Here is an 11,478-nt window from a genome sequence, read left to right as displayed (position 1 = left end):
CGGGCGGAGATCAACACGCCATTAAGGGAGCTGCATTTGAGCGATGAAATGGTGGCACTTCTGAAAAACGGTCGGATTAACAACCGTCTGCTCTGCGAACTTGCCACCCATAAGGACTTTATCAAGTTTCTTGCGGACATTGAGATTTATGTGGATGGGATTGCCACCATGCAGATTCAGAACCTCAACGCCCTTGTCGATACCGTCCGGCATGAAATCATTGAACGGTATCGCCCCGGCGAAGATGACCCCCATTTGAAAGTGCTGCAAGCCGCACATATCAGCGATGATGAATATTTCAGTCACATGGTACGGGATGATCTCAACCTTATTATCCGGGATATTCGGGAAAACCACAAAAAGGACAGTGAGAGTGCGCCCCAGACCACCGTTGCCGATGAACTGAAAGAAAATCTGGAAGCGGTCGAAAATTTCAAGGGCAGCCGGGATGAAAAGCTCGTTGTCCTTTACTGCAAGCAGCTCGGCATCAACTATAAAAATCTGTCAGACGAAGAATTTCGCTGGCTCATTCGGATTCTCAAAAAATCAAAGAAAATGGGAACGCCTATCAGCCAGAGGAAAAAACGATAAAGAAAAACCGCTGTTGCATGGTTTCTTAGTTTCCATGTAACAACGGTTTGTGCTGTGGATATTCAGTTAAAATTCAAAATGGCAAACTTGAAATTATTTAATTCTTTGTGTGCCTAATTGTAATTGTTCAACTTCTATTTTTGCTTTATTGTTATCTTCCTTTTGATGATTTTCTATTTCCGAACTCCGAATAGTCAAAATGATTTCGTCCCCAACCTGTAAATCATCAAGAGTTATATCTACAACATCGTGTGTATCATAATTACAATAAATCATAGGAATTTGAGAACAATCAATAAGACAATTTTCTCCTAAGACACCTTCTTCTCCGCTATCTTTTGTGGTTATGATTTTATTTTTAAATATTTCTCTAACTGAGATTTAATACTTTCCTCTGTTCCTTCCTCTTCAATTTCATCAGCATCATTCGGAAACCTATCGTCTAAATACATTACCATCATGCCATTTAACCACCGATTGTTATAATCTACATCTAAAGCTTTAAATATAAGTTCAAAATCATCAGAAATACACGCAGCCAGATCCTCCACACCAGAAAAGCTCATCACTTTCATATATACTTCTTCACAAATAGATTCTATCAAATCTTTATTTTCAATTTTGTTTTCTAATAAGCTTATCTCCGCATGAATCTCCAACCATTTTCTATCAAATATTTTTTCGTCCCTCACCTCTAAGTATTCATAAAAATCCTCCTCACTATAAAAATCAAGTTCTAAATCTATCAAATTATTCTTGAGGCAAGTATAAAATTGCTCCATCAAAAATCTCTTAGTATTTTTCATATTGTTTCTCCTATATTCACCCTTATAAAATTTTCTTTGTTATTTTTCACTACCATATAAAGTAAACAATTATTCTACCATACCATTATGAATAAATCATCTCATGCAAAACAATTTCTTCTGCCCGGTTGTGAATGTTATTGCAACGCTGCACCCATTCCATTTGTTGGGTTCGCTTCAATTCCTCTGTCACACCCTCGGCGGCTTTCATCTGCTCCATGATGGTATCTAACCGATTCTGTGCCTGTTCGTTCAGGTCAGCAAGGTATGTCCAAAATTCCCCGGTCAAGGTCAATGTGTTCAATCTGACTGGGTGGACTTCTCTTAAATATTCCCGGTGCATCCATCCATACTTTCCAATAGGGCGGTGTTCCTCCGGCAGTTTCAAGTCCGGGATGTAGTAATCTCCAACAAGGATATAATCAATTCCGTTTTCTGTTATTCTTGGTTTTAATTCGCTCATGTTCCTTACCTCCTGTGGAAGCAGGCTCGTCTGGTACTAACTCAATTACATCGGTAATCTCACAATTCAGCGTTTCGCAGATACGGGCTAATGTATCCATGCTGATGTGCTTTCCCTCTTTGCTCATGTTGGCAATCATATTCGTTGTCATACCAGCAGCAAGCCTTAAATCTTCTTTTCTCATATCACGCTCTAACAGTGTATGCCAGAGTGGTTTATAGCTGATGTGCATATTGCTTTCCCGCCTTCCTATCCATACCACCGGGGCGGCTGCCCCGGCAGGAACTTTTCTCTTATTATAGCACCAATCTTGTGAAATCACAATTTATTCTTGTGGACTGCCGCTGATACCGTCTGGATTGTGCTTTTCCTTTCTTTTTGTTCCCTTTAATTAGCCATCAACTGCTTCATGCCCTGGCTCTTCGCGCCCGGATTGTCGTTGCCGTAGCCCTCCATGAGATTGATAACGCCCCAGATACCAAGCCCGGCTCCAAGTGCTACAACAAGGGTCTGCAAAACGTCTACTGCGCTATTGAAAAATGCCATAAATAAATCCTTTCTGCCGCGTCTGCGGCTGTCCGGCAAGCGGACAAAAGGCGGTCAGCGTATGCCGCCGCATAAAAAAACCGCCCTCTGGTAAAGGCGGCTGTCCCCGCGCTGCGTAAGTTCTGCGGCGCGGCGGTATTCAGTTGTAGGGGGGTGCGGCTCCTGCCGCTGTGTGCTGCGCCGGAAAGTAGGGGCGCGTATCATGTAGCCGATATTGATATATGTGATTGCTTCGATTCCTCCTTTCGGTGTCCCGCTGTGCTGCCGGACGGGTATTATTCAGACTTGCGGGAAGTGAATAGCTTGCATAGCAAGGTGTTCGCTTCCCGCAAGTTCACAAAGGGGTAGCTGCCGCAAGGCAGCGTAGGGGAAGTGTAGCTTCCCCTGTCCCCCCCTCCCCGGCGGTCTGCCATGCTGTCACTGTTGAGGGATAAGCCCCCGGCGCGTGACATACTCCGTTGCAAAACGGCGGTGTTCCGCTTCCTTTTCCCGCCAATACTCCCATAATGCAGCGTCGGCGGCTTCCGCAACATTCATTAAAAACCGTTCAAGCTGCTTTTGTTTTTCCTCTGCGCTACGTTTCCTCATGGTCTGCGTCCTCCTGTAAGTCTGCTGCGTCAATCTCGTAATAGTCAAAAACCTCGTCGGGCTTGACAATGGCGGGGCGGCGTTTAAGGTGCTTTTCCATGTCAAAGGCGTTCTTCGGGTCTGCGTCGGATAGGTACTTGTATTTCGGGTGTTTCGTTATGTCGAATTTGTCCGAAAAGAACGGGCGCACCCCGCGTAGCTGCAAGATACATTTCCCTCCGTCCATGACTGCGATTTCATCTTCCGTCATAAGCTGCTTTCCCAATTTCTGATAGTTCAGCCCATGCGAAAGCTCCCGCCCCCTTGTTTCGGAAGTGTTGAAGCTGTCTATCGTTTCCTTGCCTAAAATCTCCGATATTTCTTTGAGCGTGGTTTTTTCCTTGCCGCCCAAGAAAAGCGTGGTGTCGCAGTTGCCGACTATGGTATCGGCGTTGTCCTTGTAGATTGCCTTTAGCTGTGACTGGCTCTGCAAGATGATTGACGCGGAGATTTCCCGGCTCCGTATGGTTGCGATTAGTTTCTCAAATTTGGGGATTTGCCCGATATTCGCAAATTCATCAAGTAAGCACCGTACATGGACGGGAAGCCGCCCGCCGTATTCATCATCTGCTTTGTCGCACAAGAGGTTGAATAGCTGTGTGTAGAGAATACTCACGACAAAGTTAAAGGTGTCGTCGGTGTCGCTGATAATCACGAAAAGGGCGGTCTTTCTGTCACCTATGGTGTCAAGCTCCATTTCGTCGGTTTCCATAAGCTCCCGCAGCTCCTTAATGTCGAATGGGGCTAACCTCGCGCCGCATGAGATAAGTATGCTTTTTGCGGTCTTGCCCGCCGCCAGTTTGTATTTTTTGTACTGCTTGACTGCAAAATGTTCCGGGTCTTTTTCTTCCAGACGTTCAAACATGAGGTCAACCGGGTTCTGGAAATCCTCGTCGTCCTCGCGGGCTTCCGACGCATTTATCATTTCAAGCAGCGTCGTGAAGTTCTTCTCGTCCTCTGGGGCTTCATACCAGATATAGCCGATTAGTGCGGTGTAGTAGAGCTTTTCCGCTTTCACCCAGAAATCCTCGCCGGATTTTTCCCCGTCGCCTTTGGTGTTGGCGATAATGGTATTGACTAATTTCAAAATGTCCTTTTCGCTCCGCAGATAGGCAAAGGGATTGTATTTCATGGATTTTTTGAAGTTAATCGTATTTAGCACTTTGATACGGTATTTGTACCGCTGCAACATTTTCCCGGTTTCCAAAATCAGTGTTCCTTTCGGGTCAGTGACGATATACGACGTTGGAAAATCCTTTGACGTACATTGCATGAGCGACGGTTTCACAAAGAACCGGGTCTTGCCGCTGCCGGAACCGCCGATTACAAGAATATTTTTGTTTCTTGCGTATTTCGGCTGCTTCGGGCGGCTGTTCATGGTGAGCCGTTCCGTCTGCGTTAAGGGGATATTGTTCTCAAATACCGGGTCTGTGTACGGCTTTATGTCGTCAGCCCCGCCCCAACGCGCCGAACCGTATTCTGTCCCGCGGCGGTATTTCTTCGCGTTTTTGCCTTTGGTGTAGATAATCAGCCGGACAATGACCGCCCCGGCAATGCCGATAAGTAAATCTGCCGGGTGGAAGCTCGGCGCGATACTGGAAAAGGCGGCGGTAAAACCGTCCCCAAGATGTAGCAGCTTTGCGCTTGCGTCCGCGCCGGGGGAGAGCCGGACAGCCGCGCCCACTTTATCAAAGAGCCAGACAAAGAGCAGATACGGGAGATTTAGGATAAGCAGCTTCTTGATTTCCGGCTTCATAGCGATACCTCCCTGTCCTTGTTCTTGACCTTTGCCCGTTCCGCGTTTCTGCCCTGTGCAGCTTCTTTGAGGGTAGAGAGCAGCTTTCGGATTGAGGGCTTTTTCTCCTGTGTCAGCTTTTTTGCGGAAAATTCCTTAAAGGCTGCGGTCAGTACGTCCGCGTCCCGCCCCTTGAAGAAAACCAGATAGCGGGGCGGGCTTTCCGTCGCGTCCTTTTTCAGCGCAAAGTCGATACCGTACTTTTTCGCCGTACTCTCAAAGGCTTTGATATTGCCCTCGGTAATCTCAATGTTGGAAACGCCCGCGTTCTGCTTCATAAGCTGCTTTAAGCTCTGCTTGCCCTGTGGCGGTTTTGCAAGCAGCTTTTTGCCCTTTGACAGTATGGCTTTCATTGCCTTTTGGAGCGTCTGCGCGGTCAGCTTCCCGGTCTTGATGTAAAGGGCTATGGTCTTTTCGTTTACTTCGTCCTGCAATTTGTCGCGTCCTCCTTTCGCGTTTCTTTATGGGGCGGCGGTCAGATACGCACCCGCAGCCCGTTCAAGTCCTCGGCTCTGATACCCACAAGATACCAGTTGTCGCCGTACTCAATCCGGGTCGGCTTCCACTTGCCCCGCACGAATACGTCAAAGCACTCGCCGCAATGCAAGCCCCCGTAGTAGCTGTTTAAGTCAAAGCGGATGTCGTAACGGTCGGTGCGCTCGTCAAATACCAATGCTCCTGTCATTTTCTGTGCCATAATAAAATCCTCCTTTTGTGGTTGTGGGTGGTTACAGGCTTTCGCCCTCATTGCATGAATAATAGTCCGGGTCGCCGTACTGCGGCTTTTTCGGTGACAGTGCGCCGCTTGCCATGTCATGGGCGACAAGGGAAGTGTAGTAGTTGCCGATTGTGGACGGGGCGTTGAAAAGGGCGGCTTTCAGATATTGCTTGATGTTGCGGATTTTGGTTGTGTTCTCCCGCATACAGTCAAGCACAAAGCGGATATGCTCGCCGTCTAGTTTCATAAACTTTGACTTCACAAGCTCTGCCGGGTAGTCGTCCCCCGCAATCCGTACCCGCTTTCTGGCGGTGCATACGGTTTCAAGCATGAGGTCTACAATCTCGTCCAGCCTGTCACTGTCAAACTTCATGTCCTGTTTGAGAATGTGGTAGTCGATATTGTCCTTGATGATTTCCCGGTATATATCAACTGCGCTCTGTGCTGCCGCTTCCGTTCCTTTCCGTTCCGGCGGCGCAGCCGCTTCTCTGCAAGGAGAGGGGTTAGGGGAAAGGATAGGAATGGAATGGGTACTTGATAAATCTGTATTTGATTTTTCTTTTTTTGGTAAGTCAGTTCTTTGTATATCTTTATTTAATTGCGTTGGATTTTCCAACGTAGGTTTTTCCAATGTTGGTTTTTCCTGCGTTGGATTATCCAATGTTGGATTTTCCAATGTAGGTAAATCCGGCGTAGGCGGCTGCGGCTGCTCGAATATCACATAGTCCGCGCCCCGCAAGCGTCCTTTCTCGTCGCGCTCCCTTGAACGGACGATATACCCGGCGCGTTCAAGTTCCTTAATGGCTTCGCGGATAGCGTCTATCTTCTCCCGGTTGATAAGGGATAAGCCTTTCAAGGTGTAGTCCCAATCTTCGGGGAGTGACAGCATTTGCGACAACAGCCCTTTTGCCTTTAAGGAAAGCTCCTTGTTGCGTAGGTGGTGGTTGCTCATTACGGTGTAGCCCTTGTTCCGTTCCACTCTGAAAACTGCCATAGTAAATCACTCCTTTTGCTGTGGATTTGTTACGCAGTAGAAGCGCGGTTTCGGGGGATAAGGTATAAATCCCTTGCCGCGCCAGATACGCGCCCGCAAAATCGCTTGTAGCAAGGCTTTTTCTGCCCCTACTGCGTAACAAAGGGCATAAAAAAGCGGCGTTCCTGTTCTCCCATGTAGAGAGTAAGAAACGCCGCTTCTGCGTCGTATTCAGTTTTTAGTACAATACCCTGCTTGTCCGTCGCTCGAAAAACCTTGATTTTCCAGTGTTTTCAAAAGTATCGTTATCTAACGTCAGCTTTGAAGCGGCCATTGCCAGGGTGGAGGAAATCAAAAGCACCGGACGGATTTTTTTTACCGTCGGGAACATGGAATATCTGAAGGCGGGGGGAAGGATCGGAAAGGTGGCCGGTATTGCCGGAACTTTGCTTGGGATTAAGCCCGTCATCACTCTGAAGCAGGGAGAGATTTACCCATCCGGTATCGGCCGTGTGAGAAAGAAAACCATGCAGAAGACTGTGGATTTGCTTCTGGATTATCTGAAGGAAAGAGCGGATGCTATCGGCAACTATTCCATAGCGGTGGGATATGGGTATGACCGGGCGGAGGCGGAGGAGTACCGGGATATGGTGTTGGAAAGACTTCGTGGCAGTTATGGGAGCTGCGAGCTGCCTGTCTATCAGATTGGAGCGACCATCGGCGTGCATACCGGTCCTTATCCGCTGGGGCTGGGAATTTTGGAAAAGGCTCTGCACGGACAGAACCGGTAATGGAACGCGGATGACCTTAAAGGGGGAAGAAATGAGTAGGATAAGAATTGTAGCGGACAGTACCTGTGATTTATCGCCGGAATTAATAAGGCAGTATGAGATTTCCATACTGCCGCTGAATATTGTCCTGGATATGACAAGCTATTGCGACGGAGAGGAAATTGTACCGGATGAAATCTATACCTGGGCAGAAAAAAACAGGCGTACGCCTAAAACGGCGGCAGTGGCCTTTGACCGGGCGCTGGATCTGATAAGGCCCATGAAGGATAACGGGGATGATGTGATTTTCATCGGTATTTCCGGAGAAATGTCAACGACCTGCAATGTGCTCCGGCTGGTAAAAGAAGAACTGGAATATGACAGGATGTTTATTATTGATTCCGGAAATCTTTCCACAGGGATTGGCCTTCAGGTACTTCGGGCGGCCGGTTTGGCTGCTGCAGGGCGGAATGCGGAGAGTATTGCCGCTGAAATCGAAAACTGCAGGGATAAAGTGAGGGCCAGCTTTGTGGTGGAACGTCTGGATTACCTGGCAATGGGCGGCAGATGCTCCACAGTAACCGCTCTTCTGGGAGGAAAGCTGAACCTGAAGCCCAGGATTGAGGTAAGCGGCGGAAAAATGTCCGCCGGGAAAAAATACAGAGGTGCGCAGGATAAAGTAATCCTGAAATATGTGCAGGATATGCGGGACAATCTGCTGGCGGCGGATCCGGAAAGGGTATTTATTACCCATTCAGGCTGTCCGGAGGAAGTGACAGAACAGGTAAAGCGGTATCTGGAGGATCTCGGTGTTTTTCAGAATATCCACGTTACCAGGGCCGGAGGTGTGATTTCCAGCCACTGCGGTCCGGGAACTCTGGGTGTGCTGTATTATACACGCTGATAAGCGCCGCTTTCCGGCGGCTGCCGCGAGGTCAGATATGTATTTTTTTCCGAAGGGCAAACAGCGCTATTACATTGGGAAAAACCATGACGCCGTTAATCAGATCCGTTACTCCCCACACCAGATCCATAGGGAGGACAGCGCCGATATAGATCATGACAATATAACACAAATGATAGGAAATAATCCCCGATTCCCCAAACAGATATTCCGCCGCCCGTTCCCCGTAATAGCACCATCCGATCAGAGTGGTAATGGCAAAAGCCACAAGGGCCAGAGACAGCAGGGCAGCCCCTCCGAAGGGAAGATAGGTAAACGCGGCGGAGGTGAGGCTGGCGGAACTGAAGCCCAGGATAGAAGAGGGATTTTTCTGGATATTAGTCACAATAACCAGACCTGTTACCGCGCACATAACTACGGTATCCCAGAATACGGCGGTCATGGAGATCAGGCTCTGCCGCCGGGGATCCCTGGTTTCCGAAGAAGCGGCGGCGATAGCTGCGGTTCCGATTCCCGCTTCATTGGTGAAAAGGCCTCTGGCAATGCCGAATCGTGCCGCGCTTTGCAGCGTGCTTCCGATGAAGCCGCCCGCTGCCGCCTTTGTTTCAAAAGCGCTGCTGACTATCAGGGAGAGACCGGAAAAAATAAAGTCACGGTTCAGGAACAGCAGATACAGACAGCAGCCAATATAGAAAAAACCGAGGGCGGGAACCATTCTTGTGCAGAATTTACCGATGGATTTCACCCCGCCCAGAATGACCAGGCCGGCGGTAAAGGCGGCAAGGATACCGATAATATGGGGAGAAACAGGAGCGATGGTATTTACCGCTTCCGTGATTGCCGAAGATTGTGTGGTACAGCCCACCCCGAAGGCGGCAAACAGGGCACAGGCGGCATACAGGATGCCCAGGGCTTTGCTGTGCAGCCCCTTCTCCAGTACGTACATAGGTCCGCCCACATAGGTTTTATCCGCTTTTTGTTTTTTGAACAGCACGCTTAAATAACATTCCGCATAGCAGGTAGCCATACCCAGCACGCCGGTTACCCAGCACCAGAAAAGCGCGCCCGGCCCGCCTATAGCAATCGCGGTGGATACACCGATGATATTTCCGGTCCCCAGGGTAGCCGCCAGCGTGGTAGCCAGCGCTGCAAAACCGGAGAGATTGGCTCCTTTTCCTCCTTTTTCGGGAGTGACGGACAGACGGATAGCCTTTAAGGTGAGTTTCTGGGGAAATTTTAATTTGGCGGTAAAATAAAGATGGGCGGAGGATAGCAGTATGAGAACGGGAAAGCCCCACAGCAGTTGATTGATGTGTTCCAGGAAGGGAAGCATACAGGCCTCGCAGTTTTTTCTATAACTATATGCGGACAGGAACATGGATATGTGTACGGCTGCGGCAAAACCCATTGACAAAGCAAAAAGGAAGGGATACAATAACATTGTTATATAACAATGTTATTGTATCCCTTCCTTTTTGGAAATATAAGAAACAGAGGTGTAAATAGTGCCGCCCAAAGCAAAACTCAGCAAAGAAGATATTGTAGAAACAGCCTTTGAAATGACCAGGGAAAACGGGTTTGAAAAGGTGACGGCCCGGGAGCTGGCACAAAGGCTTGGCTGTTCCACACAGCCGGTCTTTCATGTGTTCAGGAACATGGAGGAGTTAAAGAAAGAGGTATATGCGAGGACAAAAGCATATTTTGCTAAAGAAATGACAGAAAATCCGGGAAATGAGCCTCTGTTTCTGCATATGGGATTACGATATGTGGAACTGGCACAGACGGAAAAGAATCTGTTCCGGCTGCTGTGCATGTCGGACAGCTTCCAACTTGGCAGTATCTATGAACTGGCAGGGGCCGTACCGGAGCGGGCGGATGCCAGGTTATTTGTAAAGGTTTGGGTTTTTACCCACGGAATTGCAGCCATTGCGGCAACCAATACCACCCGGCTGCCGCGGGAGGAAATCCGGGAACTGTTAATCGAAGTATACAAGGAGTTTGCCCATGAAAACTGAGATCAGAAAAGAAAGAACCCATCTGTTTTCTCCAAGCATCCAGGTTTCGGTCATGGCGGTAATTGACGGAAAGGTAGCCCGGGCGGATTTGGAAGCAGCCGTGAAAACGGCATGCAAACAGAACGAAATGCTGCAGTGCAGAATCCTGCTGGAAAGTAACGGACGTGCTTTTTATGAATCCGGTGCAGAAAAGGATATCCATATCCGTTGGATGGAGGAGAAGGATGACTGGAAGGAGGTAATCCGGCAGCAGGCACCTGTCCCCTTTGCCCTGAAGGATGGGGAATTGCTGCGCTTTTTTGCCTGGCAGGAAGAAAAGGCATGCAGGCTTCTTATTGTGGGGCACCATCTGGCCGGAGACGGTATTTCCTTTGCCTGCCTTACACGGGATATCATGGATGCGCTTGCCGGGAAAGCGATTCCCCGGCGGCCTTTGCAGCTGTACCCATTTCCGGGGCAGGAAAATAAAGGACATCTGAAGCCGCCGCTGCGTTTCCTGATGAAGCGGTTAAACAGCAGCTGGAATAAGTCCGGACGGGTCTTTGGCTGGCAGGACTATGAGGACATCTACAGGGAATACTGGAAAAACAGGGATATCCATATCCTTTTGGAAACGTTTTGCGGGGAGGAGTGTGTCAGACTGCTTACCCTTGCCAGGAGTCATCAGATTACCTTTAACAGCCTGTTTGTCACGGCCCTGGCGAAAGCCTCCGGAGAAAAAAGAAGCATCGGGCTGGCAGCGAGTGTGCGGCCGGAAGGATATGAAGGAATGGGAAATTATGCTACCGGAATATCCATCGATTATGCGTATAAGCCTTCCCTGGATTTTTGGGAAAATGCGCGTAACGTACACAGGCTTATTTATAAGAAGCTGGACACGGAAGCGGATAAATATTTTCTGCTCCGGTTTATGGGAGAACTCAGCCCCTGCCTGGTGGATGCCGCTTACTTTTCAGGCTATGCCGGTTATGAAAACCGAACGGCAGGAATGGTGAGGGATATGTTTGGGTATCATGGGAACCCGAAGGGGATCAGTGTGACCAATCTGGGAAAGCTCCCAATCCCTACCTGTTACGGCGCATACCGTCTTAAGGAATTTGTATTTGCACCACCCCTTGTACCCAATGCGAAAAGGCTTTTCGGCGTGGCGGCGCTGGGAGAAGAAACGGTTTTACAGGTGACGATGATTGCGGAAAAAGAAGCTTTTCCCCGGGAAGAAGCTTTCTTCAAACAGGCGGCGGCTGTGCTCAAACGTATGGCCGGTTCATAG

15 protein-coding genes are annotated in these 11,478 nt (G+C 48.8%); 5 read left to right on the top strand and 10 right to left on the bottom strand.

Annotation, left to right across the window (positions count from 1 at the left end):
* The coding region (locus DXA36_RS22575; protein WP_243114718.1) for a transcriptional regulator at positions 1–591 on the top strand (591 nt) is incomplete at its 5' end.
* A gap of 344 nt (positions 592–935) precedes the next feature.
* Here DXA36_RS22575 and DXA36_RS22565 read toward each other — a convergent pair.
* The 9 genes from DXA36_RS22565 to DXA36_RS22530 all read right to left on the bottom strand — a co-directional run bounded on the left by DXA36_RS22565 (position 936) and on the right by DXA36_RS22530 (position 6,540).
* Complete coding sequence (locus tag DXA36_RS22565) at positions 936–1,397, bottom strand: hypothetical protein (protein WP_073382930.1); 462 nt, start codon at positions 1,395–1,397, stop codon at positions 936–938.
* Between the two features lie 85 nt (positions 1,398–1,482).
* Positions 1,483–1,860 carry a TnpV protein gene (locus tag DXA36_RS22560; protein ID WP_073382928.1) on the bottom strand — a complete coding sequence of 126 codons (378 nt, stop codon included), beginning with the start codon at positions 1,858–1,860 and terminating at the stop codon, positions 1,483–1,485.
* Positions 1,820–2,092 carry a helix-turn-helix domain-containing protein gene (locus tag DXA36_RS22555; RefSeq protein ID WP_073382926.1) on the bottom strand — a complete coding sequence of 91 codons (273 nt, stop codon included), beginning with the start codon at positions 2,090–2,092 and terminating at the stop codon, positions 1,820–1,822. Before DXA36_RS22555 ends, DXA36_RS22560 begins: the two co-directional genes overlap by 41 nt.
* A gap of 155 nt (positions 2,093–2,247) precedes the next feature.
* Entirely contained in the window at positions 2,248–2,406 is a 159-nt protein-coding gene (locus DXA36_RS22550; RefSeq protein WP_008395948.1) for a Maff2 family mobile element protein, read from the bottom strand.
* 417 nt (positions 2,407–2,823) lie between these two features.
* On the bottom strand, positions 2,824–2,994 hold the full coding sequence (locus DXA36_RS33100) for a hypothetical protein (protein ID WP_002569167.1): 171 nt from the start codon (positions 2,992–2,994) through the stop codon (positions 2,824–2,826).
* A complete protein-coding gene (locus DXA36_RS22545; protein ID WP_004613667.1) occupies positions 2,981–4,789 on the bottom strand; it encodes a VirD4-like conjugal transfer protein, CD1115 family in 1,809 nt (602 codons plus the stop codon). The genes DXA36_RS33100 and DXA36_RS22545 overlap by 14 nt, the downstream gene beginning before the upstream one ends.
* Positions 4,786–5,262, bottom strand: a complete 477-nt coding sequence (locus DXA36_RS22540; protein ID WP_004613668.1) for a PcfB family protein — start codon at positions 5,260–5,262, stop codon at positions 4,786–4,788. Before DXA36_RS22540 ends, DXA36_RS22545 begins: the two co-directional genes overlap by 4 nt.
* A 41-nt stretch (positions 5,263–5,303) precedes the next feature.
* Entirely contained in the window at positions 5,304–5,525 is a 222-nt protein-coding gene (locus DXA36_RS22535) for a DUF5348 domain-containing protein (protein ID WP_002569164.1), read from the bottom strand.
* A 31-nt stretch (positions 5,526–5,556) separates the two neighbouring features.
* Entirely contained in the window at positions 5,557–6,540 is a 984-nt protein-coding gene (locus DXA36_RS22530) for a DUF6017 domain-containing protein (protein WP_004613670.1), read from the bottom strand.
* Between the two features lie 266 nt (positions 6,541–6,806).
* Here DXA36_RS22530 and DXA36_RS22525 point away from each other — a divergent pair, with 266 nt between their 5' ends.
* Together DXA36_RS22525 and DXA36_RS22520 are read left to right on the top strand one after the other, a co-directional pair.
* A complete protein-coding gene (locus tag DXA36_RS22525; RefSeq protein WP_243114717.1) occupies positions 6,807–7,310 on the top strand; it encodes a DegV family protein in 504 nt (167 codons plus the stop codon).
* 31 nt (positions 7,311–7,341) lie between these two features.
* The gene (locus tag DXA36_RS22520) at positions 7,342–8,193 is read left to right on the top strand and encodes a DegV family protein (RefSeq protein ID WP_118681695.1); all 852 of its coding nucleotides are present in this window, start codon (positions 7,342–7,344) and stop codon (positions 8,191–8,193) included.
* A gap of 31 nt (positions 8,194–8,224) precedes the next feature.
* On the opposite strand, the gene DXA36_RS22515 is transcribed toward DXA36_RS22520, so the two are convergent.
* On the bottom strand, positions 8,225–9,526 hold the full coding sequence (locus DXA36_RS22515; RefSeq protein WP_118681704.1) for an alanine/glycine:cation symporter family protein: 1,302 nt from the start codon (positions 9,524–9,526) through the stop codon (positions 8,225–8,227).
* Between the two features lie 172 nt (positions 9,527–9,698).
* On the opposite strand from DXA36_RS22515, the gene DXA36_RS22510 reads away from it, so the two are divergent.
* On the top strand, positions 9,699–10,208 hold the full coding sequence (locus DXA36_RS22510) for a TetR/AcrR family transcriptional regulator (RefSeq protein WP_118681694.1): 510 nt from the start codon (positions 9,699–9,701) through the stop codon (positions 10,206–10,208).
* Complete coding sequence (locus tag DXA36_RS22505) at positions 10,198–11,478, top strand: condensation domain-containing protein (protein ID WP_118681693.1); 1,281 nt, start codon at positions 10,198–10,200, stop codon at positions 11,476–11,478. Before DXA36_RS22510 ends, DXA36_RS22505 begins: the two co-directional genes overlap by 11 nt.

The organism is Eisenbergiella sp. OF01-20 (assembly GCF_003478085.1).
Classification (GTDB): Bacteria; Bacillota; Clostridia; order Lachnospirales; family Lachnospiraceae; genus Eisenbergiella.
Note: the sequence above shows the minus strand (reverse complement) of the source record. Positions and strands in the feature narration are given on the sequence as shown.